Origin of the sequence: Ningiella algicola (assembly GCF_028401415.2) — a bacterium.
Lineage (GTDB): Bacteria > Pseudomonadota > Gammaproteobacteria > Enterobacterales > Alteromonadaceae > Glaciecola.
Genome location: NZ_CP171821.2, coordinates 3,318,613 through 3,343,936 on the forward strand (window position 1 = coordinate 3,318,613; position 25,324 = coordinate 3,343,936).

The 25,324-nt window shown below is 45.4% G+C and carries 23 protein-coding genes; 12 read left to right on the forward strand and 11 right to left on the reverse strand.

The genetic code is table 11. The features are described from left to right. Window positions 1-194: 194 nt before the first annotated feature. Window positions 195-1,919, forward strand: coding sequence for a cellulase family glycosylhydrolase (locus PN836_RS14435; protein ID WP_395339446.1), 1,725 nt, complete (start codon window positions 195-197; stop codon window positions 1,917-1,919). 123 nt (window positions 1,920-2,042) lie between these two features. Continuing rightward, window positions 2,043-2,315, forward strand: coding sequence for a DNA-directed RNA polymerase subunit omega (gene rpoZ / locus PN836_RS14440; protein ID WP_395339448.1), 273 nt, complete (start codon window positions 2,043-2,045; stop codon window positions 2,313-2,315). A gap of 77 nt (window positions 2,316-2,392) precedes the next feature. Here rpoZ and PN836_RS14445 read toward each other — a convergent pair whose 3' ends face one another. Continuing rightward, a complete protein-coding gene (locus tag PN836_RS14445) occupies window positions 2,393-3,547 on the reverse strand; it encodes a trypsin-like serine protease (RefSeq protein ID WP_395339450.1) in 1,155 nt (384 codons plus the stop codon). Between the two features lie 587 nt (window positions 3,548-4,134). Here PN836_RS14445 and spoT point away from each other — a divergent pair. The 5 genes from spoT (at window position 4,135) to PN836_RS14470 (ending at window position 8,890) form a co-directional block, all read left to right on the forward strand. Continuing rightward, window positions 4,135-6,246 (forward strand): bifunctional GTP diphosphokinase/guanosine-3',5'-bis pyrophosphate 3'-pyrophosphohydrolase, encoded by a 2,112-nt coding sequence (gene spoT / locus PN836_RS14450; RefSeq protein WP_395339452.1) that lies wholly within the window; start codon window positions 4,135-4,137, stop codon window positions 6,244-6,246. A gap of 57 nt (window positions 6,247-6,303) precedes the next feature. Next, window positions 6,304-6,690, forward strand: coding sequence for a RidA family protein (locus PN836_RS14455; protein WP_395339454.1), 387 nt, complete (start codon window positions 6,304-6,306; stop codon window positions 6,688-6,690). 65 nt (window positions 6,691-6,755) lie between these two features. After that, entirely contained in the window at window positions 6,756-7,436 is a 681-nt protein-coding gene (gene trmH / locus PN836_RS14460; RefSeq protein WP_395345671.1) for a tRNA (guanosine(18)-2'-O)-methyltransferase TrmH, read from the forward strand. A gap of 93 nt (window positions 7,437-7,529) precedes the next feature. Beyond that, window positions 7,530-8,198 carry a peroxiredoxin-like family protein gene (locus PN836_RS14465; protein WP_395339456.1) on the forward strand — a complete coding sequence of 223 codons (669 nt, stop codon included), beginning with the start codon at window positions 7,530-7,532 and terminating at the stop codon, window positions 8,196-8,198. A 254-nt stretch (window positions 8,199-8,452) separates the two neighbouring features. After that, entirely contained in the window at window positions 8,453-8,890 is a 438-nt protein-coding gene (locus PN836_RS14470) for a PA2169 family four-helix-bundle protein (RefSeq protein ID WP_395339458.1), read from the forward strand. A gap of 87 nt (window positions 8,891-8,977) precedes the next feature. Here PN836_RS14470 and PN836_RS14475 read toward each other — a convergent pair whose 3' ends face one another. Continuing rightward, complete coding sequence (locus PN836_RS14475; protein ID WP_395339460.1) at window positions 8,978-10,420, reverse strand: NADP-dependent isocitrate dehydrogenase; 1,443 nt, start codon at window positions 10,418-10,420, stop codon at window positions 8,978-8,980. 112 nt (window positions 10,421-10,532) lie between these two features. Here PN836_RS14475 and PN836_RS14480 point away from each other — a divergent pair, with 112 nt between their 5' ends. Then, the gene (locus PN836_RS14480) at window positions 10,533-11,450 is read left to right on the forward strand and encodes a LysR family transcriptional regulator (RefSeq protein WP_395339461.1); all 918 of its coding nucleotides are present in this window, start codon (window positions 10,533-10,535) and stop codon (window positions 11,448-11,450) included. A 28-nt stretch (window positions 11,451-11,478) separates the two neighbouring features. On the opposite strand, the gene PN836_RS14485 is transcribed toward PN836_RS14480, so the two are convergent. The 9 genes from PN836_RS14485 to PN836_RS14525 all read right to left on the reverse strand — a co-directional run bounded on the left by PN836_RS14485 (window position 11,479) and on the right by PN836_RS14525 (window position 20,486). Further along, window positions 11,479-12,207, reverse strand: coding sequence for a hypothetical protein (locus PN836_RS14485; protein WP_395339464.1), 729 nt, complete (start codon window positions 12,205-12,207; stop codon window positions 11,479-11,481). 122 nt (window positions 12,208-12,329) lie between these two features. Beyond that, complete coding sequence (locus tag PN836_RS14490; protein ID WP_395339467.1) at window positions 12,330-12,902, reverse strand: RDD family protein; 573 nt, start codon at window positions 12,900-12,902, stop codon at window positions 12,330-12,332. A 27-nt stretch (window positions 12,903-12,929) separates the two neighbouring features. Further along, complete coding sequence (locus PN836_RS14495; RefSeq protein WP_395339470.1) at window positions 12,930-14,273, reverse strand: DUF58 domain-containing protein; 1,344 nt, start codon at window positions 14,271-14,273, stop codon at window positions 12,930-12,932. Further along, on the reverse strand, window positions 14,270-15,352 hold the full coding sequence (locus PN836_RS14500) for an AAA family ATPase (protein WP_395339472.1): 1,083 nt from the start codon (window positions 15,350-15,352) through the stop codon (window positions 14,270-14,272). Before PN836_RS14500 ends, PN836_RS14495 begins: the two co-directional genes overlap by 4 nt. Then, window positions 15,349-16,605 carry a DUF4350 domain-containing protein gene (locus tag PN836_RS14505; protein ID WP_395339474.1) on the reverse strand — a complete coding sequence of 419 codons (1,257 nt, stop codon included), beginning with the start codon at window positions 16,603-16,605 and terminating at the stop codon, window positions 15,349-15,351. Before PN836_RS14505 ends, PN836_RS14500 begins: the two co-directional genes overlap by 4 nt. Next, window positions 16,602-18,326 carry a hypothetical protein gene (locus PN836_RS14510; protein ID WP_395339477.1) on the reverse strand — a complete coding sequence of 575 codons (1,725 nt, stop codon included), beginning with the start codon at window positions 18,324-18,326 and terminating at the stop codon, window positions 16,602-16,604. The genes PN836_RS14505 and PN836_RS14510 overlap by 4 nt, the downstream gene beginning before the upstream one ends. Continuing rightward, window positions 18,313-19,338, reverse strand: a complete 1,026-nt coding sequence (locus PN836_RS14515) for a stage II sporulation protein M (RefSeq protein WP_395339479.1) — start codon at window positions 19,336-19,338, stop codon at window positions 18,313-18,315. The genes PN836_RS14510 and PN836_RS14515 overlap by 14 nt, the downstream gene beginning before the upstream one ends. Then, window positions 19,335-20,027: an RDD family protein gene (locus PN836_RS14520; RefSeq protein ID WP_395339482.1), complete on the reverse strand. Its 693-nt coding sequence runs from the start codon at window positions 20,025-20,027 to the stop codon at window positions 19,335-19,337. The genes PN836_RS14515 and PN836_RS14520 overlap by 4 nt, the downstream gene beginning before the upstream one ends. A 159-nt stretch (window positions 20,028-20,186) precedes the next feature. Beyond that, window positions 20,187-20,486 carry a hypothetical protein gene (locus PN836_RS14525; protein ID WP_395339485.1) on the reverse strand — a complete coding sequence of 100 codons (300 nt, stop codon included), beginning with the start codon at window positions 20,484-20,486 and terminating at the stop codon, window positions 20,187-20,189. Between the two features lie 184 nt (window positions 20,487-20,670). Here PN836_RS14525 and recG point away from each other — a divergent pair, with 184 nt between their 5' ends. Genes recG through PN836_RS14545 form a run of 4 tightly spaced genes read left to right on the forward strand, consistent with a single transcriptional unit; the run spans window position 20,671 to window position 25,289 of the window. After that, on the forward strand, window positions 20,671-22,746 hold the full coding sequence (gene recG, locus PN836_RS14530) for an ATP-dependent DNA helicase RecG (RefSeq protein ID WP_395339488.1): 2,076 nt from the start codon (window positions 20,671-20,673) through the stop codon (window positions 22,744-22,746). A gap of 34 nt (window positions 22,747-22,780) precedes the next feature. Continuing rightward, window positions 22,781-23,830, forward strand: a complete 1,050-nt coding sequence (locus PN836_RS14535) for a 2-hydroxyacid dehydrogenase (protein ID WP_395339490.1) — start codon at window positions 22,781-22,783, stop codon at window positions 23,828-23,830. Beyond that, the gene (locus PN836_RS14540) at window positions 23,827-24,789 is read left to right on the forward strand and encodes a class I SAM-dependent methyltransferase (protein WP_395339492.1); all 963 of its coding nucleotides are present in this window, start codon (window positions 23,827-23,829) and stop codon (window positions 24,787-24,789) included. The genes PN836_RS14535 and PN836_RS14540 overlap by 4 nt, the downstream gene beginning before the upstream one ends. 26 nt (window positions 24,790-24,815) lie before the next feature. Continuing rightward, entirely contained in the window at window positions 24,816-25,289 is a 474-nt protein-coding gene (locus PN836_RS14545; RefSeq protein ID WP_395339495.1) for a peroxiredoxin, read from the forward strand. Window positions 25,290-25,324 lie beyond the last annotated feature (35 nt).

Consider the following 25,324-nt stretch of genomic DNA (forward strand, 5'->3'; position numbering starts at 1 on the left):
CGAAGGTTTGCGCGTGATGCCAAGCGATTAGCTTGGCATGCATTATCACGCGTTCAAATAAATAATTTATCTAATCAGTTGGTTTGTGCTGTTAAGACACGTTATTCAACATGATGAGCATTTGTATAGCCATATGCCCTTCTGTTTTTTAACGCTTATTAATAGTTCAAATAGCTGAAAATATGGAGATTCAGATGAATCACTCAGTTACAGGCAGTTTGCAGCGTCTCAAAGCTGCATTTATTATCATAAAAAACCTGATCGACGCTCCTGCAGTTGCGGCGCGGCAAAGAAAACGCTGTAGAAAACTTGCTGTTGGCGTACTTACATTCACATGTTTTTGTTCAATTGGCAGCGTTAATGCAGTCGACCCAATTACCGTTGAAGGCTCGCAAGTTCTCGTAGGTGGGCAAGCTGATGGCATGGCTGGTAATAGCTATTTTTGGACCAACAACACTTGGGGAGGAGCGCCTTTTTACAATCAAAGCTCAGTAAGTTGGCTAAAACAAGATTGGAATACACGCATTGTGCGAGCTGCCATGGGTGTGGACGAGGGCGACGGCAATTATTTAGACGCACGAGCCGCTAATGTCAATCGGGTAAAAGCACTAGTTGAGGCAGCCATTGCGGAAGACTTGTATGTCATCATCGATTGGCATTCTCATCATGCTGAAGATTATGAGGCAGAAGCGATAGCGTTTTTTGAAGAAATGGCTTTGGAATACGGTGATAAGAATAACGTTATTTATGAAATCTACAATGAGCCATTAGACGATACAGATTGGAGCACCACCATCAAGCCTTACGCTGAAGCGGTGATAGCAAAAATTCGCGCTATTGATCCAGACAATCTGATCATCGTGGGTACGCAAACGTGGAGCCAAGAAGTCGAAAAAGCGGCCGATGATCCTATCACCGGTTACGATAACATTGCTTACACCCTCCATTTTTATTCAGGCACGCACACGCAATGGCTGCGTGACAGAGCTGAGCGCGCTATGGATAAGGGCATTGCGCTAGTGGTAACCGAATGGGGCACCACAAACTATAGCGGTAACGGGCCAATTTATCTGGAGGAATCCCAGCGCTGGGTTGACTGGATGAAAGAGTTCGACATTACGCACTTAAATTGGTCAGTTAACGATAAAAATGAAAGTGCTTCAATTGTGCGAGGTGGCGCATCACCCAGTGGAGGCTGGTCTGATTCAGATTTAACCGACTCTGGCCGATGGGTGAGGGATATGATGATCGCCTTCAATGGCCATTCTGATAATGGCGGCGGAGGTGGTCCAACACCACCCGGAAACACTGCGCCAAGCGTTGATTTTCTCATGCCAAATGGCGATATTACCGTAGAGCCTGGTTACTCGCTTGAAGTAGAGGCCGATGCTCAGGACTCAGATGGAAGCGTTCAATCCACCCGACTATACATTGATGGCAGCCTGGTACGAGTAGAAAATTTTAGGCGCTATCAATGGGGGCACAGCACCTCCCCAAATCCGGATGAGTTAAATAACTTATCACCAGGCACGTATACTATACGCGTTGAGGCCACAGATAATGATGGCGATATTGGCTCTAGTTCATTTACTTTAACCGTAAATGACACGAGCACAGGCGGTGGAGGCCCTGTCAGTGGTGATTGCCAGAACTATAGTGGTTCAAGTCGTGAAGAAATAAATCTATCATCGGCAAGTTGCATTACCTTTGCCGGCGGTTTGACGGGTAAAACTCTTCAGATATGGGATAGCGATACAAATTCATCGTGTGATTTTAGGGGCACGATAAACTCGGTAGATGGCAGTAGCGCTAGCACAGCGATTACCAGCAACTATAAAAAGATCACGGATTTGAATGGAAGCACGCTAGACTTTAATGCATCCAATGGTTGCCAATTTATTAAAGTAAGACGCTACTGAGCCAGATTTTCAGTACCACGTTGATCTTTGAACGATTAGTACTATGCTATAGCGAAAAACTACAGTATACTTCGCGACCGCTTTTGGTACTTGTATAGATTTATAGAATAATAGGGGCATTAAATGGCACGTGTAACAGTTGAAGACGCAGTTGATAAGGTTGGTAATCGATTTGATTTAGTCCTTGTAGCAGCGCGTCGTGCTCGTCAAATCGCCACCGAAGGTAAAGACCCATTGGTTGAAATGGGTAATGACAAACCGACTGTGGTTGCGCTTCGAGAGATTGAAGAAGGCTTGGTTAATGCAGAATCGGTTGAAGCAAGTGATCTACAAGATCAACGTGAGCAAGAAGCCGCAGAGTTTGCATCAGTGGCAAGCATTCTGGCTAATAGCTAGCCAAAACCAACACAAACTAAAATAAAAAACGCCGATGAAAATCGGCGTTTTTTTGTATCTAAACTCTATATTGCTTACTAAGCAGCTTTACGGCGAGCTCTAGCAGCAACGCCGAACATACCTAAGGTCATCAGCGCTAGAATGCCTGGCGCAGAAACTCTCACAAGGTTATTCGCGATGAAGTCAGCGTGAATGTATGTTGGAACATAACCACTAAATTCACCAAAGCTGTTATTAAGACCGGCAACGGCGTCACCAAAGTCTGCGCCGAAGCTCAAGCCGTAGCTATTCACACCAGAAATCAAACCGCGGATGAAGTTTGGACCGCCAGAATCTCCACCAGCAACTCCCACTTCACGATCTCCCAAACCTACATCATTAAACAACGCTGGAACGCCCAAAGCATTGGCAATCAGGCCAGATGTGTCGTTAGCTGCCAGTCCGTTGTCAAAATCCGAAACGTAAGAAAACTCAACATCGGCAGTACCAAAGAAGCCGTCAGTAAAAAAGTCACCGAATTCGCCCCAAGCGTAATCGTACATGTTGTCGCCTTGACGAAGACGACCTGTTAACCCGACAGATCCCTCTCCAGTACCCAGTCGACCGTAGCCCGCTACGTTGAACTCTTGCCCTGCAATGTCGTCTTCAGTGTAAATACCGTAAGATGTGGCCCATAACGGCGCCTCTTCTTCCAAGCGAAGGATGGCGATATCGTTTTGATCGATAACTTCGCCGGTATAGTCTGGATTGACGATATATTCCGCAACTTCAATTTCTACCGTTCCCTCTGGCGCTGGAACATTGTAGATACGCTCATCTGGATTAAGACCGCCTTCTGGTTGGAAGAAAACCGTTGTCGATATTGGGTTGGGCGTTCCTGCGCCACCAGAAACACAGTGCGCCGCTGTCAAAATCGAACGTCTGTCTTCCATCAAAGTGCCTGAGCAGATGAAGTTTCCTTCTGCGGTTTCCATCAGCATGCCCACTACGCCGCTGTATTCGGGATAGCTTGGGTGATACTGTGGGTTACCTATGAAGTCTGCCGTGAGTGGATCAGTGGGGAATATTTGCCCCGTGCCGCCATCTGCTGCGCCTACTAGCGTACTTCTTGCTTCCCAGCTAAAACCGCCTGAGGAACCGCTAGCAATTAAGCCGGCGTGAGCAACAAACGACGTGCCTACGCTGACTGTAAGTGCTACAGCAGCAATGGTGAAACCTTTTCTTACATTCATTTAACTACTCCTGAATCATTCTGTTCATTAATAATATTGGTTATTGTGAATGTTATAATTATTGTTGGTTTGCACCGGCCTTCATCTAGCGCTTATGCTAAAAGCAGTAAATTAAAAGGCAAACTATCCCATTGATGTAACAGCAATTTTCACGCCGCTATTGGGATTTATCTTAAGTATAGTAAAATCATACAGTTGCAAAGGGTTTGTCAGAATTAACTTTAGGCTGTGTAAAGAAAGCTGACACTTATTGAGGGTTCACGTGTGTCTTGAACGACGAACGAATTGTTTACTTATTCCGATGAGTAAAGGTAATCAGAGCCTTAGTTCAGCGGCATTTACTATCAATCGGTAATTCAACGGCTTTGCAGCATTTGCTCAAACATGAGCATCGCGTTTAAAAGTAGTAACTTGATTGGCGGCGCTTCATTAAGAATTATTTGCTTTTCAAGGTATCTAATACCGTAAATAACACAAAACGCTAAATGACGATGAAAATCGGCCGCTTAGCGTTTGCATGTTCTAAAAATAAACGTATTCTTAACAATAACTTTCCAATCCATGACTAATACGGTTTTAGCAAGCGCGTGTATTTATTTGAAGGCCTCAAGGCAAAAATTAGTGCCTACCTTTCACCAGAACAAGTTGAGTATGTGCAAGCGGCATATGTGTTGGCGCGCGATGCTCACGATGGCCAAACTCGCTCAAGCGGCGACCCGTATATTACTCATCCTGTAGCAGTAAGCGGTATTCTTGCTGATATGCGTCTTGATTACGAGACCTTGATGGCTGCGTTATTGCACGATGTGATTGAAGATACTGACTACTCCAAAGAAGACCTATCGCTAGCTTTTGGCGACACCGTTGCCGAACTGGTAGAAGGGGTGAGTAAGCTCGACAAATTAAAATTCGGAAGCAAACAAGAAGCCCAAGCCGAGAATTTTCGTAAAATGCTGATGGCAATGGTGCAAGACATCCGCGTCATTTTAATCAAACTTGCCGATCGTACTCACAATATGCGCACCTTGGGCTCGCTTCGGCCCGACAAACGTCGCCGTATTGCTCTGGAAACCCTTGAAATTTACTCCCCAATGGCACATCGTTTAGGTATTCACGATATTAAAAACGAGCTTGAAAACCTAGGGTTTCAGGCGATGTATCCGATGCGCTATAGAGCACTTAAATCTGCTGTATCGCAAGCCCGTGGTAACCGTAAAGAAGTCATAGAAAAAACGCGGCAAGAGCTTGAGAACACGCTTGAGAATTACGAGATCACCGGGCGTGTTGTAGGCCGTGAAAAGCACCTCTATAGCATTTACCGAAAAATGAAAAACAAAGAGCTGTCGTTTACCGAAGTCATGGATATTTATGGATTTAGGGTAATTGTAGACAGTGTGGACAATTGCTATCGCGTGCTTGGCGCAATCCACGGATTGTACAAACCCATTGAGAATCGCTTTAAAGATTACATCGCCATCCCGCGCACAAATGGATATCAGTCGCTGCATACTTCTTTAAAAGGTCCTCATGGTATTCCGGTGGAAGTCCAAATTCGCACAGAGCAGATGGATCATATGGCCGACAAAGGCGTTGCCGCGCATTGGCTATATAAAGAAACGGAAGAAAAAGGCACCACGGCGCAGCTTCGAGCGAATCAGTGGGTGCAATCTCTGGTCGAATTGCAACAGCGGGCGTCTACGTCTGCTGAATTCGTTGAGAGCGTAAAATCTGACCTTTTCCCAGATGAAATTTATGTGTTTACGCCGAAAGGCAAAATCGTTGAGTTACCGACTGGTGCGACTGCTGTGGACTTTGCGTATGCGGTGCACTCTGACGTGGGCAATACCTGTGTTGGTGCAAGGGTAGAACATCGCAACTATCCTTTGCATAAGCCATTAGAAAACGGACAAAGTGTGGAGGTGATCACTTCACCGCGCGCTAAACCCAACGCAAATTGGCTGAATTTTGTCGTAAGCGCGCGCGCTCGTTCTAACATTCGGCATTATCTCAAACGGCAGCATTCGCATGACGCGACCAACATGGGTAATCGCTTGCTTAGGCATGCGTTGGGCACGATAAAACTGGATGAAGTACCGCAGAGTGAAATTGATCGAGTGGTAGCTGAAACCAACTACGCAAGCTTTGAGGAGCTCCTAGCGGCAATTGGAATGGGGAACGAAATTAGCGCCATGATTGCACGGCGTATTGTGGGTGAGCAGGCCGAAATTCCGAACAAGAAAAGTAAAGTCGCGATAAAAGGCACCGAAGGCTTGATGGTGCATTTTTCGCGATGTTGCCACCCCATTCCTGATGATGAAATTGTGGCAATTTTAAGCCCAGGCAGAGGCGTGGTGATCCATCAAACGGGCTGTAATAACATCCGCAAATTAAGCAAAGAAGAACCCAACCGAGTGCTGCCAATGCTTTGGGATGATGAAGCGCAGGGTGATTTTAAAGCATCAATCCGACTTGAGCTGATTAATCGACAAGGTACCCTTGCTGCACTTACCGCCGCTATCGCAAGTTGTGATTCAAGCATTATAAATTTGCAAACCGAAGACCGAGAAGACAATCAATATATGATTGATATTGAGCTAACCACGCAAAATCGCTTGCACCTTGCCAACATAATGCGCAAAATTCGCGCCCTGCCTGATTTACAGAATATCTCTAGGCATAGCAAATATAAGCAGCAGTAGCCAGTATGAGGTGCAGTGTTTCATAACCGGTACTCGCTAAAACAAGAGGGCAACACCATGTCAAAATCGATTATTCAGACTAACGACGCTCCCGAAGCTATTGGCACTTACAGTCAAGCTGTAAAGGCCGGAAACACTGTTTACCTGTCAGGTCAAATTCCTTTAGTTCCAAGCACTATGGAAATCGTGTCAGAAGCGTTTGAGGCGCAAGCGGTACAGGTATTTGAAAATATTCAAGCGGTTGTGAGTGCAGCTGGCGGCAACATGTCTAATTTAGTGAAAGTAAATATCTTTTTAACCGACCTCGGACAGTTTGCTAAGGTAAACGAAGTGATGGCGAGATATTTTAAGCAACCTTATCCAGCGCGTGCAGCGGTTCAAGTAAGCGCGCTTCCTAAGGGCGTTAAAATAGAAATAGACGGCGTGATGGTGCTGCCCGAATAATGCGTTTTGAGTGAATGAATCGTGCGTATATTCTCTAGAGGAAGCTTATGCTAATGCAACAATGCATGAGCCCCGAGCGCTACCAAAAAATTAGACAAGTATTGGCCAAACGCCAACCTGATCTAACGCTCTTGCTTGAAGAAGTGCATAAGCCACACAATGTGAGTGCTGTCATACGATCTGCAGATGCGGTTGGCATTCATAAAATCCATGCAGTGTGGGAAGAAAACCGCGCCTTGCGAAAAGGCACTGCCATGGGCAGCCAAATTTGGGTGAAAACCCAAGTTCATCGAAGCACCGCAGAAGCCGTTTCTCATCTAAAAGCCAATAACATGCAGGTCTTAGTCACTCATCTTGACGACAAGGCTGTCGATTTTCGTGAAATTGATTACACTCAGCCCACCGCAATCCTGTTGGGTCAAGAAAAATCGGGTGCGACTAGTGAAGCAATCGCGCTTGCTGATCAAAGCGTTGTTGTTCCGATGGTTGGGATGGTGCAATCTTTAAATGTATCAGTAGCTGCAGCGCTCATTCTTTATGAAGCGCAGCGTCAAAGAGAAGCTGCTAATATGTACGCTCAGTCAAAGCTTGATGAAAGCGAGGCTCAAGATGTTTTATTTGAAGGGGGCTTTCCTGTTCTCTATCGTGAATGTGTGCGCCGTAAATTGCCCTTCCCACAGGTAGATGACAAGGGGTGTATATCAGCAGATAAAGCCTGGTGGGACGCGCTTCAATTTACTTCATAATTTACTTCTAACAAGATTTGAAATAAAAAGCAGCGTATGCCGGTCCAGTGATTGTCATCACTATTTTGCTCCTCAATGTTAAAAGGAAACTGAATGAAATCACATATTATGCGCCCCTTATTATCTGCAGCATCGATTATTTTCGTGCTGCTTGGACTGAGTTTGAATCATGCTAATGCCCTTGACCGCACTGTCATCGCAGATACAGCCGCGAATGTTACTCCCATACTTAACGGAACCACCATTCCGAACGTAATGGTCAAAACGGCAGAGGGAGACCCGGTGAGTCTGCCTGCGCTATTAATGCTAAAACCCAGCGTCATCGTTTTTTACCGTGGTGGTTGGTGCCCGTATTGCTCTCGACAGTTAGCGGAATTAAAAGATATTGAGCAGGAGTTAGTTAGCGAGGGTTATCAGATACTGGCAATATCTCCCGAAACACCTGAAAAACTTCAGTCGCAAAAGCTTGAAACAGAATTTGCAGCTCAGCTTATTTCTGATGCTGATTTAAACGCAATTAAAGAATTCGGTATTGGTTTTTACGTACCAGACGACACGCGCAAACTTTACAAAGACCGTATGCAAATTGAACTTGCAGCCGACGCTAGCGACGATAGCGAGCGCGCAGTGCTGCCTGCCCCTGCTATTTTCATTACCGACACCAGCGGTACGGTTTTGTTTAATTACGTGAATCCTGATTTTAAAACTCGCCCCTCCGCACAACTTGTGCTTAGTGCGGCAAAACTCGTCAAGGCAGACTAGAGCGCGATTGAGTCAGCTCGCTTTTCCTCGTAAAGCGGGCTGATTTCATTGCGAAGCAAGTAAATTCTACAATCTATTTTGAAGATTCTTTTCACATTAAAAAATGCATCTCATTTAATTAAGAAAAGCGCATAAAATTCAGCGAGTTAATTCCGAAGGACTTCGGCATGAGGCTTGCAGCTCTGACTTCGAGCAATGAACAGTGAACAATCTTACTCTTCATTTACTTTCATAAACAGATACAGGAGTTTTTTATGAGTAATCAAGTAAAAAAAGTCGCTGACGTAATTAAAGTATTGCAAGGTGGAATTGAGTTTTATCAAGAAGCGATAAAGAAAGTAGATACACAAAGCTTCATCGGAATTTTTCAGCGTATGATTTCTGAAAAGCAAGAGGCAATCAATAGTCTGCAACCTTTCGCCATTAATGAGCAAGGTGAGAAGGAGGACGATACGCATTGGATGATAGATTCCAGAAAAATGTATACCAGCCTAATCAGCAAAATGTCATCTGACGCTGAACATACCTACATTGATCAACTAGAAGAAGTAGAAGACAAAGTGTTAGAGTCATTGGACGATGCGTTGAGCGAGGAGCAGCCCGAAGGATGTTTATCAGCATTACGACAAGTGCGCATTAAAGCACAAAAGATGCATGATGAAATGAAAGATTTGCAGGAGGCGACAGAGTAAATTTTTCAAAAAATTGCAAAGTTTCAAATAAAAAGCTCGGATTCGTCCGAGCTTTTTTTGTGTGGACATTCTTCAGCGATAGTTCAGCTAGCCATGCACGGCTGCATATCCAGGCTCACCATTGAAGTTATACAAATTTTCGGTTTTGACGACATCGTATCCTGCGCTGTTTAAACGAATTTGAAGTGAGAGGACTTCGGCAAAATCAAGCTCGTCTTTCGATGACATGAATCTACAGCGCCAGTGATCAACGCAGTAGGTTTCTTCAAAGCCTTCTGGCCAAACTTTAACGCCACGGTTGGTAATTAACTTAAGCGCTAGCTCTTCGTTGCTAGTCAATTTAAGTGCTTCTCCTAAATCAGCTGGCGTACCGCCTTGCCATTGTAAGAAAATATCAATACCCACCAGTTCTTTTTTACAAGGTGTTTTATGACCAACACTCGGCAACGAGAGCGGTTTTGCATCGGCATATGACGGTGCTTTTAGCTTTGAAGGGCTTTGCCCTAATTTGCTGATTACCGCTTTTGCGAAGTCCTCGGTGCCTAGCTTTTGCGCGCTTGCCCCTTCTTTATAAATATCGGCAGTGTGCAGGCCCTCTTCTAACGCAACCAACCATGCATGATGAATTTTCTCTGCGACATCGCCTTGGCCAATATGCACCAGCATTTGTATTGCGCCGTGCAGTAAACCCGATGGGTTAGCAATATCTTGACCGGCCAAATCGGGCGCTGAGCCATGAATGGCCTCGAACATCGCGCATGATTCACCAATATTGGCAGAGCCTGCCATGCCAACGGAGCCCGCTATTTGGGCGGCAACATCGGAAATGATGTCACCATAGAGATTGGGCATCACGATCACATCAAAATCTTCAGGCGTGTCTGCAACGCGCGCAGCACCAATATCTACGATCATGCTGTCGTGTTGAATATCGGGATATTCTGAAGCAATGTCTTTAAACACACTGTGAAATAGACCGTCGGTTAGCTTCATGATGTTATCTTTAACAAAGCAAGTGACGCGCTTACGTTTTTGCGCTTTAGCGTATTCAAAAGCATAGCGCACAATGCGCTCACAGCCTGGGCGCGTGATGAGTTTTAAACACTGATACACTTCTTCGGTCTGTCTGTGCTCAATACCTGCATAAAGGTCCTCTTCATTTTCTCGAACAATGACCATGTCCATCTCAGGGTGCTTGGTGTCTACAAAAGGAGCATAAGCGATACAGGGGCGCACATTTGCATATAATCCAAGCGCTTTGCGCATACTCACATTTAAGCTTTTGTATCCGCCGCCTTGCGGGGTGGTGATAGGGGCTTTAAGAAACACTTTGGTGCGGCGTAAAGACTCCCATGCACTCGCTTCAATGCCGTTGGTTTGACCGCTTAGGTAAACCTTTTCGCCAATTTCGATGGTCTCTGGTGCGATTTGCGCGCCTGCAGCGTCAAGTACATCAAGTGTGGCCTGCATAATAGAGGGGCCAATGCCATCGCCATACGCGACTGTAATCGGTGTTTTCTGTTCTGCCATAGTCAATCCTATTTGTTAATTTTATGTTTATAGTTGTGAGCGACATTGTACTGATACTGGTGGTTTGCAATAATAGATTTATTCGTCACTTTATATCTATAAAAGTAAATGTATGGCTTGGGCTAAACGTTTTCACACTCGCCAAACGACCTTCAGGCAACTGGAGATATTTCTTGGTGTGGCTGACTATGCCAGCGTCACGCTCGCCGCAAAAGCTTTACACTTAGCTCAGCCCACTGTTTCTACTCAAATCGCTAAGCTTTCACAGTCTTTAGGCGTGACCTTATTTGAGCAAGTTGGCAAGCAGCTGTATCCTACTGACACCGGCTCAGAGGTGCGAGACGCTGCTCGTGAATTATTTAGCGTGATGGATAATCTAGAAATGCGCTTGGCTCAGCGCGAGGGTTTGTCGGTTGGGCAGTTAAAGATTAGCGTGGTGACAACCGCAAAGTATTTGATACCCAATTGGTTGGGCGAGTTTTGTCAACGCTATCCCAACATCGAACCCGAATTTCAAATTGGCAACCGAGCCGAAATCATTCAGCGTTTGAAACAAAATCTAGACGATTTATATGTCTTTAGTAATCCGCCAAACGACTTAGATATTCGGTCTGAATTTTTAACTGAAAACCCATTGGTGGTAATAGCGAAGCAAGGCCATCCACTTCAACACAAAAGCAACATAGTGTGGAATGAACTTAACAGTGAGCGTTTGCTCATTCGCGAAAATGGCTCCGGCACGCGCTTTGCCATTGAGCAGTTTTTCAATCAACATGGTTTAGTGCTTGCGCGTCCTGTTACTATTGCTAGCAACGAAGCAATTAAAGAATCGGTAATGGCCGGTTTAGGGATTGCCATTGTTAGTCGCCATGCGCTTAATCACATGGCGCCTGGTAATTTGGTGGAGCTGCCCGTGAAAGAATTTCCCATCCCGAATAGCTGGTATTGGGTCAGGCCAAACGGTAAACAGGACTCGCCTGTCGTAAAAGCGTTTAGAGCCCACGTTAGCCAAAAGCTTAAGGCAAAGTAGCGGGCATCATGAGCAAATAATACCGGCGTTATGCAGAGTTAGATGATGCGGCTTGGTTATATAGGTCATCTGCAATTGACTTATAGTCCAAAAAGCCGACCAGCTTATTCTGTTCAACTAAAGGAAGGGCTGCGTGCCCAGTTGCTTTTAAACGCTGATGAAGCAAAGAAAGGGTGGGCTTTTCATTAAACACTTCATCAGTGGTAATCAGTGAGGGAAATTCTCGCCAGTTTCCGGAAGCTAGCTTGCCTCTGAAATCCGAATATTCACGCTGATTACCTGCCAAACCGGCAATGACGTATTCAATTTCGATGGCGCCGACAAATTGCTCATTGCTGTAAAACGCTAAAAACTTCACTTTTGATGAAGCAACCGATAAGTATTCGAGCATTTTGTCATCGTCGTAGTGATTAAAAGGCTCATCGACAATGTAGCGTAATACCCCACTTCTGCCATCCACGCTCTCCATGCGCCGCACTAACTCCGCTTGAGTAGATTTAGCCATTTCGTCCATTGAAGAACTGCCGGAAAAAAGCGCATCAAAATTGCTGTTCATCTGTTCTAATGGCACTACAACAGGATGGGATGCCAAGGTAATTTCGCCGCTTAAAAGATTAAGCTTTACGGAGGAGAGGTTATCCATGAATTTACCCACTTCTTGCCCATAGAACAAAAGTAGAAATACGATGGGTATAAACACGGCCACTAAATTAGATAGATTAATGGGTTCGAATACAATGAGGTCTTTGAGTTTCATATGCACGAGTTCCTTGATGGAGAGTACTTATGTTCACGCAACAGCATATGCTTTTAGAAGAACCATGTGCAACAGAGAATCGCATTTATTCTATGATTTATTAACAAGAAAGGAGATTCCTATCACTCGATCTTTGATATGGGGGCATCAATGACAATAGTGTCAGCAATCATGTCATGAATACAGCGCCGATCTTCTCTGAATATGAACAGTGCATTCACCAGCGAAAATACAGAGCCTGCAAGAGGAACCTGGTAAAGCAATTGAATGAGCACAATTCTGAGTGACAATAGTCTTCTGAAACTGGCTCTAGATCCATCTCGACGCACAATCTTTATCTTCAAAAAACGTTTTCCTATTGTCTGACCATATCTGTACAGCAGCTGCCCGTTTATTAAAAAGTAAATGGTAGACATGACTATCGCTATCATAAACGGTACTTTCGACTGTGATAAATCAGCGCTGTTGGGTGAATCTGAGAAAAGGCCTGAGTATAATGCCATTATCAATCCACCGATTCCGGCCAATACGATAATGATTAGTGTATCGAGAACTACAGCACCCAGACGTTTCAAGCGATCTGCCAATACGAGCTTCGAATCGTATTCATAGAGCACTTGCAAGTCTGCTTCAGGCGCCGCATAGATATTTTCACTTGCTTTTTCGTTGGATACATCTTGATTGTCGTGTTGCATAGTTGTTTGTCTTATCCCTCAATACTGCTAGAGTGCCCCTGATTTTTTAATACTCAAATAGCTGTTGATTAAATCGCTGCTCAATAACTGCGCTTTGCTTTGAATACAAACCACACCTTGATGTTGTAGACGCCTGATATTGCGGTGAATACTGCGTTTGAGCAATACACTTGACGCATAATCTAGCGCATTATCGAGCTGCTCTACCGCTTTGTGTTCAATCTCATCATAGATGTTTTCCTCAATGCTGATGATGACAACGAGATGTTTTTCTTGGAGCAGCGTTGTGGCTAGAAATATGTCTTCAAAATCTTCATCACGCAAGCAGGTTACCAGCATGACCAAGGCACGTTTACTATGTTTACTGATCAAGTCCTGCGCTGCGCTTAAATAGTCGCTGGCGACTTTTTGAGGGTACAAATCATAGAAATGATGCATCACTTGGCTTACGCTTTTTGCGCCGCGCACGTGGTTCAGCCATCGCGTCTCACCGCCAAAGCTCTGTATGCTGATGCGGTCGCCATTTTTAAGCGCGGTAAAAGACAACATGGTTAATGCGTGTAAGCTGCGGTCAAAGTAGCTCAGCTCATCGTCTTGGACTCTCATTCTGCGTCCAGCATCAACCATTAGCACAACATGCTGATTTTTCTCTTCTTGAAATTCTTTTGATATGAGTCGTTTGAATCGGCTGCTGGCTCGCCAATCAATTTGCCGTAGGCTTTCCCCTTCCCGATAATCACGCAACTGCAAAAAGTCCATGCCAGAGCCGCGAAGGTTGAATTTTTTAAGACCTGCTTCGCGTAAATTTACACTACCATTTAGTCCGCTTAAATCGGCCAGCCCACTAAAATTGGGATAGACTTTATGTTCACTTGGGCAAGTATAAAACCATGTGTATTCCCACAGCCCAAGCCCAGAAGCTACGCGAAAGTAAATGCCATCGATGGTTTTGGGACCACGTTCTCGTGCCGTTACCTCATACTTGAAATGCTGAGTTTCACCCGCTTTTAGCGATACAACAAGCTGAGCGTCCATATTGTGCTCCCAATCAGGCGGAAGCTTTTCTCTAAATTCAAAGCTAAGTGGCGCAGCACTCTCATTGTGCAGCGCAAGATCCACCTTGGTGGCTTGATGTACCGATAGAATATCGATGAGGGTTCTGCTTGCGCCAAGTTTAGGCGACAAACGAGAGCGAAATAAGTCAAACCCCGATGCGGTGAAAAGCATAAACAACAGCGAAAAAGGCAACCATTCATACAGTGTCGCGCCGTGCCAAACGCTTCCTAGCAACGGATACAATAAAGACATCAGCATCAGGGCAACGCTTGCAATAATAAATCGGCGTGCAGGCCTCAGTGAAACAAGTTTCATTGGCGAGGAACGTCTACCGATTCACACAAATCGTTTAGCACTTCATCGACGCTAACGCCGGCAATTTCGCGCTCAGCGGAAAGCGTCACTCTGTGCCTGAGAACACAATTGACCATGCGTTTAACGTGATCGGGTGTAACATAACTTTGTCCTTGCATAAGCGCTGCGACTTTCGCCGCTTGAATCAGCGCAATACTTGCTCGCACGCCTGCACCATGCACAATGCCTTGCCATGCGCGTGTACTTCTCACAATATTCACTGCATATTGCATGATCTTATCATCCACAATGACGTTCTGAGCAAGTTCAGTCAGCCCGCCTAAGACTTCACTATCTAAAACTGCGCTTGCTTCAGCGCTTGAAGCATCGCCACCCGACTGCTTGTCTGATTGGCTGTGCGTAATTTGCTTGGTGAGCACAAGTTCATCTTCTTTGCTTGGATAATCAATGAGCACCTTCATCATAAAGCGATCAAGTTCGGCTTCGGGTAGAGGATAGGTCCCCTCATTGTCAATCGGGTTTTGCGTTGCAAGCACCATAAATGGATTGCCTACCATGCGAGCCTTGCCGTCTATCGTAATCTGGCGTTCTTGCATCACTTCAAGCAGCGCCGCTTGGGTTTTCGCAGGGGCTCGGTTAATTTCATCCGCAAGCAGTAAATTGGTAAAAGCGGGGCCTTTTTTGAGCATAAATTCACCGCTTTTCATATTCACGATGGAATGTCCGGTCACATCTGCAGGCATTAGGTCAGGGGTAAACTGAACGCGCTTGTAATCAAGTTTGATGCTCGTCGCCAAAAGTTTAACCAATAGCGTTTTTCCCAAACCCGGGACGCCTTCAATCAACACGTGACCACCAGCAATAAACGCCACCAATACCTGTTCAATTGCATCTCTTTGGCCGATAAGTGAGGTTTCAATATTGTCTATCAAGGCTTGAATATCGTGTCGGGCTTTTTCGATTTCGCCGGTAGATATTTGGCTATGGCTTTGTGCTTCTGGCGCACTGATATCCTGTGTGCTTTGGTTCTGAGTCTTCTCGTTTTCTGGGGAGTCGGGCTGCCCACCTAAGTTGCTCATATTATTTTCCTGAGTTGTTGCAGTCCTTGCATAATGCGGACAAATTCTACGTCATGGTTTTTTACGGGTTCAAATACATAGGCTTCAACGCTTTTGCGTTCCCACCCACTTAATTTGCAAAGTGTCTTGATTTGCGTCTCAACTTTGCCGCTTGTCTTGGATTGTGCGCTTGTATCGGCATCTCTATCGGCAGAAAGTGCCGTCCCCATTCGCTTGCTTAACTCTTCCAATAGTTGCTGACGCACTGCCTCTACCATTTCTTCACGCTGTTGATTGCGCCAGTAGTACTCACCCGCAGCGCGGATATGCTGTGAAAAGTAGCTGATAAAGTTATTCTTCAAGGGTTTGATAGTGCCAAAGCGCGCGCCAACATGCCATGCGCTGAGTAATATTGTGATCAGTAACAGGGTGTAAAACATGGGCGAATATTCATCGATAACTTCATACCACATCGGCGGTGAGCGAAAAGAGAATATAAAAATCTTCTGCGCTTGTTGGCTTAAGTCATGTAACCAAAACACATGGTCAAAATCATCAATTTTGAAGTTCGTCCAAATATCGATGTCAGTGACTAAAGTAATGTGACCTTGTCCAAAGCTCAGTTGCACCAGGGTGTCCGCAAATTGTGTCCCTGAATATCGAACCGACATCTCGGATAATTTGTCATAATCTTCATCGCCAAACTCAATGCTGATATCGGTATCAAGCGCGAGTCGCAGTTCTCCATAGCGTTCTGAATTGACAAAGCTAATCAAATCGTCGGAGGAGAGTGTTGCCTCAAGTTCACTGAGCATATTGGAAGGTGCGGTCATAAATCCGAGTCGTGTCAAAAATGCATTGGCACTAAAACTGCTGCTACTGCCGCTTGCCAGTCTGCCATCTTGCAAACTAGCAATTACATGACCGCCATTCTTAACAAATGTTAGCAAAGCCTCGGCCTGTGCTTCGCTAATACTCACTTCGGCGTTTGCCAGTACGATAAGATCATGTTTTGCTGGTTTGATGGACCCTGCTTCTAATGGCACCTTTGCTTGACCGGCAGTCCTAAATAATTGACTGTCATCATCGAAAATCTCTACTGAAATATTGTAAGCGTCAAGGTGGCGCTGCATGGCTAAAAATGGCTTCTGGTAGGCCTCAGCCTCTGCGGGGGTATAGGTTTGGGTTTCGTAAGCTTCTAAATTTAGCGCTATATATGCGCCAATCATCATCAAGCACAGGCTTAGCACTGCTATGTTTTTGCGTTGCGTCATGATTGTGCCTCGGCGTTTGCTAGTGCACTTTCTCGACTTTCATCAAGCGTATGTTGATCTGAGCTTTGCTTAATAAATATGCGCTTATATGCTTCAAGCATAGCCTGCATATCACCGCTAGTAGGATTTTGATGGGCCCAAGCAAGTCGCGACCAGGCCTCAATCAGAGCGCGCATTGTGTTAGACAAATCAAGGGTGCAGCTTTGCTTGATTTGGTAGATACACTCCTGTTCGGTCATGCTTGCCGTAATTTTTACGCCGCTTAATGCCAGTTCACTTAGACTGGCTCTTAGCAGTATCGACATAGCCAATCGGTAATCACCGTTATCAATCGCGTACTGGGCATGACTGCCAATATCATCCGGTAGCGGCTCATCAATTGAGCTGCCGACAAAGCTTGGCATATCCACGATGGCTAAGGTGTCTTGACTGGCTCTTTTAAGATGGGCAAACAGTGCTCGGTTGCTATAAATCAGATAGGCAAAGGCGAGGGCAAACAACACCCAAAAAATGACTTCAAAGGATGCGACTAACCATTTTAAAAAATTGAGGAAATCATCGTCGGGCATGGTTGGGGTTTCTTCTTCAACCTCATCCACCTTCCACCGATATCGTGTCACGGTATGGTCGCTACGTTGCTCAAATGGAGCTTCGCCCAGCACTTGAGATAAGTTTTGGTCAATATTCTGCGGATGCCATTCGCCAAATTCTTCTTTACTTAGGTTGTCAAAACGAGATAAGTCATCTGATGATATAAACCGCTTAGAAGGTGATGGCTCGGAACTCGCAGGTGTGCTCAACTCGGGTTCTTTTACACGGTCCTCATCACCAAAGCTTTGTGCACTTGCGGCAGTGGGGATTAAAACTGCGATACTCAAAACGATTGCAGAGCTTAAGCTGACCAGGGCAGGCAAGACTGAGTTTAAGGTCGTTTTCGGTGCTGTCGATTTTGCACCTACCACTATTTGCGCAGATGCTTTGTTTTTGTCAGTCGTGCTTGCCGCCCACTTTTTAAAACTCAGCTCAATATCCCAGCCTTCTAAAATGACGCGGCGATTTAGATAGGCGACAAAGCCCCCTGCAACATAAAACGGTGCTACCAAAGCCGCGCTTATATACACGCTGGTCGCATAAACTGCCTGTATCTGATAGGAGATTTGCAGAGGGAAGAAATCTTGCAAAGTGACACCCTCAAACTCCGTAGGCAGCATCATTTGCGCCAGCACAAGGATAGAAATGAGTAAAAATAATTCCCAGTGCACGCAGCAAATTGTCCACCATCCACTGTTGTCGTCTTTGGATTGATGAAGCACACTCAAACGCTTACTTCGCTTTTCGCCTGTTAGTTTTTCCAATTGTGCAACGGGAGCGTCAAAGCTGCGTGATGGTGCTAGACGCGCGTAGGATATGCTGGCAAACCATCGTGCTTTAATTTGAGAAGGCCAAGCGCGCAAGACTTGCAAAATAGACACGCGTTGATTGAATACTTCGCGACTTAAAATAAACAAAAGGCCTCGCTCAAACCAAGGTTTGAGCAACCAAAATATAAGTATAGCGATGCTGGGGCTAAACCAGAAGGCTAGACCAAACACCGGCAAGGATATAAGTAACCAAAAACAAAACAGTGGCCTAAAATGCTGCACCGCCAAACGGCAACCAAGGTCAAAGCATTGCCAACTCGATTTGGGTCTTGGGTCAATCTGAAGTTTATCGAGCTGCATGGGCCAATTGCTCTGATGGCGATTCTATTTTGCTCGATTGTGCTGTGGGCCAAAATACAAATGCGAGGATCCATAGCCAACACAGACCCCCAACAATATACTTGGCCTCATTTGGAATAGATTGACTGCTTGACCAAAAAGCTTCAACAAAGGCGGCCAATACTAACAATATAAAACAGCCCAAAATAACCGGGAAAGTTCGTTTGCCGGCTAGTTTCAGCGAATCTATTCGACTACGCTGACCCGGCGCGATGAGGTGTTTTCCAATCACACCGCCCGCAGCAGCAGATATTACAATTGCGGTGAGTTCAAATGAGCCGTGCGTGATCACAAAAGAGAAGAAGGTCGAACCGTAATCGATATTCACAATATGCGCACTGATTGCACCGAAAAATATTGCGTTGTATAGCAAATAGAACAGCGCGCCAATGCCAAAGGCCAAGCCACCTGCAAAGCACTGAAAAGCAATAGAAATATTATTGCGGATGTAGTGTCCAAACATCAAAAAATCTGAATCCGAAGCGCGTTCTTTAGCAAAGTGTTCAGAACTAGGATTGTACATGCGTTCAATTGAGGAAATGGTGCCAGGGTCAACAAAATGCTTGAGCGCATCTGGCGAGTAAATGACGAGCGCGGCTGAGCTAAATGCAAAGCCATAAAACAAAATATGTGCCCAAATGATGTAGGCCTTAATACTGCATAGGCTTTGCCTGAAGTCATTTGAAACAAAACGAATCAGAGAAGATAACACGCGGTTGCTCGGACGGTAGAGCTGACTTTGCCCGAGCAGCAATAAATCGTTAAGGCGTTGAATTAACTCAGGACTATATTGACGAGCTTTCGCATTAGCAAGGTCGTGGCTGATCTGGCGATATAGCTTGGGCAAATCATGGGGCTCAGCGACTTTCGATTCGTCGTCCTCATCCTCATCTGGCTGCATGTGTTTTGTGAGCGCTTCTTCAAATTGCGTCCATGCATCTTGTTTAGCCAGAATAAAAGCCTCTTGCTTCATGACTTATCCACCTTTGACTTTCCTATCAAAATCGCTGCAATAGACTGTATACGCTTTACCGCTTCGACTCCTGTTAACCCAAGTACTGGCTCAAGGATATTTGCAAGCTCGATTTGTCGAGCTTCACTCAATTGGGAAGAGCGTTGAGCAAAGGATATGATCATTTTTTGTTGTTCGGTGCTCATATTGGGCAATGAAAATTGATGCATTTCATATTCGAAACTTGGCGATGTTGCTCGCGGGTTCTGATAGATAACGGTAGTGCCAGCTACCATGTCGCCCAAGCGCTTATTTTGCTTATTGAGCAGCATAGATATGGCGCCCGTAGCATAGCAAAATGGTAAAAAGTCGATAAAGCGAAATAGATTGCGAGTCAGTGAGCCAGCAAACGTAATGGGTAAACCGTTTTCGTAGACGACTTTAAGATTAAAGGCCTTTTTTCCGGGGGTGGCTTGTTTTGTAATTTCAAACACAACCGGGTAAAACCATTCTACCAAAAACATGGTAATCAGGAGCAGACCAAACCCGAATTCTGCCATCATACCAAAGACAAAACTTGCGCTTAAAACAATGACGATACGAATTAAAAAGTCCAGAGCAAAGGCATACGTGCGAACAGCTAGACTCGCAGGCTCAATAGTAATGTCTATACCTTCGGCGGTCTCAACTTGATAGCGATTGTCAATCATAGAACATCCGTTTACAGCAATGAGCAAACTTGCCTGTTTGCACAACTCTTACTTCACTCCAGCTTGAGTATGCCAAAGCAATGGCAATATGGCTATGGAAAAAACAGCGCGTCTAGACCTTTAATGTTGAGTGTTGCGATGTCACCCAGAAATAGCACTTTATTCAGACACCACCAGAGCAGGTGTGCCGACATAAGTAATATATAAATATGCTAGGTCGCCAAAACTATGCGTAGACGTTGATACTTGAATACCCAAAATAGCATTCGCATCACTAGACGCAAGCGCCGCAAAGTGTTTTATAATATCGTCTTCTTCTGTTCGCTTGCGCTCATACATACCCACCACCGCGCCTCGGTCGGATATTTCTACGGTGCCAGTAAACTGAATCATTGGATAAACTTCAGCGACTTCCATTCCTTGGGGAAGCTTGTCGCTGGTAAATAGCATTTTGTCCATTTTCATGCCCTCTGTATCATCAATGTTATTAGTTCGATAATCATTACTCACCAGAAACTTAGCACAATACAGTATCTTATCAATATACGCTTTGATAAAAAGACCTGACTTGAGATCAGGTGTGCGTTTGTAAAATCTTTGATAGGCTTAAGATTATTTCTATCAAGAGCATCGCCAAACGCACATGCATTCACTTTCTGACATATCGGTCACGACGCTTAAAGGCGTTGGCGCAAAGGTGGCCGAAAAGCTAGCGAAACTTGGCCTTAGAAATTTGCAGGACGTGGTGTTTCATTTGCCTTTGCGATATGAAGATAGAACCCGGCTTTATCAAGTGGCACAACTTCATAGTTACTTGCACGTTACGGTGCAAGGTGAGGTACAAAGCGCAGATATCAAATACGGTCGCAAGCGCATGCTGATAGTGAAATTACATGACGGCACGGGCAGCATCAGCTTGCGGTTTTTTCACTTTTCAGCGGCTCAACTTAAAGGCTTCTCTACCGGACAAACTATACGTGCTTTTGGCGAGGTGCGCGCGGGTAGCTCAGGCATGGAAATGGCGCATCCTGAGTATAAAATTATTAGCGATAGCAGCGATGAGGGAATGGAAGAGACCCTAACGCCAGTATATCCAACCACTGAAGGCGTTAATCAACTCACGTTAAGAAAGCTAACGAAGCAAGCACTCACTCAGCTTGAAAAAGGCGCATTGATTGATTTGTTGCCAGACAAACTGTATCCGAATCAACTGAGCTTAATAGATGCGCTTAAACTAGTGCACCGACCCCCAGCAGACGTCAATATCGAAGCACTTAGTGAAGGCCAACACCCTGCGCAAAAACGACTCGTGGTAGAGGAATTACTTGCGCATCATTTAAGCATGTTAAAAGTGCGTGGTCAGGCGCAAGCGGAGCCTGGTTTCTCAGTGCTAAAAGATGACGCCTTAAAAGCACGTTTTCTTGAGACCTTGCCGTTTTCGCCAACCAATGCGCAGAAGCGCGTTGTGCAGGAAATAGAAGAAAACCTTGCCTCAGGTTTGCCAATGATGCGCTTGGTGCAAGGTGATGTGGGTTCTGGGAAAACATTAGTTGCTGCACTTGCTGCTCTTTCCGTTATCAGCGCCGGATATCAAGTCGCGCTAATGGCACCGACTGAGCTTTTAGCGGAGCAGCATGCGAATAACTTTTCAAACTGGCTTACGCCTTTGGGGATCAGTGTTGGTTGGTTGGCGGGTAAACTTAAAGGCAAAGCGCGAACCACAACGCTTGAGCAGCTAGCCAGCGGTGAAGTTCAAATTGTGCTGGGCACACATGCTATTTTTCAAGAGGCCGTGCAGTATAAAAACCTAGCGCTGGTCATTGTAGACGAACAACACCGCTTTGGCGTGCATCAGCGTTTGGCGCTGCGTAAAAAAGGCGAGGCACAGGGGAAGTATCCCCATCAACTCATAATGACAGCCACACCCATTCCGCGCACACTGGCTATGACCGCATACGCAGATTTAGACACCAGTATTATTGATGAACTTCCACCAGGCAGAACACCGGTCAAAACCGTTGTTTTACCCGATACTCGCCGCAGTGAAATTATCGACAGAGTGCGCCAGTCCGCCTTGGTCGATAAACGTCAAATTTACTGGGTATGTACGCTGATTGACGAGTCTGAAGTACTGGAATGCCAGGCAGCAGAAGACACTGCGGTTGGCCTCAGAACCGCGCTGCCCGATTTGAAAGTGGGTTTAGTTCACGGACGCTTAAAAGCTCAAGAAAAACAGGCCATTATGGATGACTTCAAGTCACAGAAGCTAGACTTACTGGTGGCAACCACCGTTATCGAGGTGGGTGTTGATGTGCCAAATGCCAGCTTGATGATCATAGAAAATCCAGAGCGATTAGGTTTGGCACAGCTTCATCAGCTAAGAGGGCGGGTAGGGCGCGGTAGCGTCGAAAGCCACTGCGTGTTGATGTACGCCAGCCCATTGTCAAAGACAGCCAGCAAGCGTTTAAGTGTGCTAAGAGAATCAAATGACGGCTTTTTCATCGCTGAAAAGGATCTCGAAATTCGTGGCCCTGGTGAGCTCTTAGGCACCAAGCAAACTGGTGTAGCCGACTTAAAAATTGCGGACTTAGTGCGAGACGCCTACCTGATTGATGAAATTAAAGGCATGGCTGATTATGTATGGCGCGAATACAACCGCAATGCGTTGCAGTTGATTGAACGATGGCTGCCGTATAGAGACGAGTTTAGTAAAGCGTGAGTCTCCCTGAACACTTTAACTAGGAAACTACTCAATGACATTGGATCAATACAAGCCATCTGGCAATCAAACGCAGCAAAACAAAGTCATCGTATTTAGCAGCCAAGCATATGACAAAGATTTTCTGACTCAGCATTGCCCCGATAGCATTGAGTTTCAGTTTTTCGAAACCAAGCTCGATGCAAAAAGCGTTGTGCTTGCCTCAGGATTTGATGTGGTGTCTGTGTTTGTAAATGACACCATAGATGCTGAGGTGATAGACGCGCTGCTTGAAATGGGCGTTGAGCACATTGCGCTTCGCTGTGCGGGCTACAACAATGTGGATGTTGAATATGCAAATGAGCGCGGAATGGCGGTGTCGCGCGTGCCGGCATATTCGCCGCAAGCTGTCGCAGAGCACACCATTGCGCTTATGATGGCGCTAAATCGGAAATTGCATAAAGCTTATAATCGGGTGAAAGAAGGTAACTTCGATTTAAACGGTCTCCTGGGGTTTAATCTATATGGCAAAACTGTTGGCATTATTGGTACGGGGAAAATAGGGCAGGCGGTAATAAATATTCTGCTTGGCTTTGGCTGTAAGATAATTTGCTACGATGTCGCACAGAGTGTCGATGTTACTGCAAAAGGTGCGCACTACACCTCCCTTGATGAGCTCACTCAGCAGTCCGACATTATTAGCCTGCATTGTCCTTTACTACCGGAAACTAAACACCTAATCAATAACGCCCGTTTAAGCGCAATGAAAGAAGGCGTGATGCTGATTAATACCTCGCGAGGAAAGCTTGTTGACACCAAAGCGGTGATCAACGCAATCAAACGTAAGCACATAGGAGCCTTAGGGCTTGATGTATATGAGATGGAAGAGAACCTCTTTTTTAAGAACCGCTCAAGCGAAATTATTGAAGATGATGTATTCCAACGTTTGCTGACTTTCCCGAATGTTTTGATTACAGGGCATCAAGGCTTTTTTACGCATGAGGCGCTTACTGAAATAGCGCAAACGACTATCAGTAATATCGAGTACTTTGCGTCGCAGCAAAAGCCAGAACAAGAAGATGCTATCGCATCCAATTTTTTATGAGTGATTACAAAACCGTCATTTTGATTGAAGACACTGGCAGTCTATCGGCTCAGGAGCGAGCACGTGCCTTAGCAGAGAAAACGGGTTTTGAGGTATTCGAAGTAAACCCTCAAAAAGCGGGTCATAAGTTTTCAACGCCTCAATGGCAACTGGTCTTTGCCGCAGACGGTTTGTGCTTGCGATTTACCGGCGAGCCAAGTTGGTCAGACATACGCGTCGATTTTGAATCAGCTGCGCTACGCTATCGAAAACAGCACGGCGGTGGGCGTAATGAGGCTATTGCAAAAGCGATTGGTATCAAGGGTAAATCGACACTTATTGTGGCAGATTGCACGGCGGGAATGGGCACAGACAGCTTCGTGATGGCAAGTGTTGGGGCGCAGGTAACAATGCTTGAGCGCAGCCCTCAAATTGCAGCCTTGCTAGACGATGCGCTTTTCCGTTTCAATGCGCTAAACACAATAAACACAATAAACACAATAAACACAATAAACACAATAAACACAATAAACACAATAAACACAATAAACACAATAAACACAATAAACACAATAAACACAATAAACACAATAAACACAATAAATACAACTCAAACGACAAAAGGCTCCCTAAATTTAATTGAAGAGGACGCAAGTGACTATCTTTCTCGCGCTGATAACGCGTTTGACGTAATTTATCTAGATCCCATGTTTCCACATAAAAAAAAGTCAGCTGCAGTAAAAAAAGAAATGCAGGCCTTTCAACTCTTACTTGGAGCAGACACAGATAGTGAGCGTTTACTTAGTCGCGCGATATCATACTGCCAGACTCAGCAGGCATCATCGAACGAGACGCAACAGAAGCGCATCGTAGTGAAGCGACCGAGCACCGCGCCGCAGCTTTCTAACCAGCAAGGGCTGAGACCAAACAGCGAAATTCGATCGAAAAAGCACCGCTTCGACGTATACATTTTCGACTAATCAAACTGACATTTTAAGGAAAGACTATGATTGAAGTTGGCGCAAGCTTACCCGATGCGACGTTTAGCATGATTGATAACGGCGATATGAAAAACCCGAGCACACAAGACTTGTTTGCGGGGAAAAAAGTGGTGCTGTTTGCCGTACCTGGCGCATTCACTCCAACGTGCTCAGAAGCGCACTTGCCCGGCTATGTTGCACTTGCAGACAAAATTAAAGCTAAAGGCGTAGACGACATTATTTGTTTGTCGGTTAACGACGCGTTTGTCATGCACGCTTGGGGCAAAGCATCCAACGCTGAGCACATCACCATGGTGGCAGATGGAGACGCAAGTTTCTCAAAAGCGGCTGGCCTCTCAATGGAAACAGATGGATTTGGTGGTACTCGCTCTGTGCGCTATAGCATGCTGGTAGACGATGGTGTGGTGAAGGCTTTATACCTTGAAGACGGCGGAAAGTTTGAAGTGAGTGATGCAGAGACGATGTTAAACGCACTCTAGGCGACTGGGTATATGGCATAGCCACTTGCAACTAC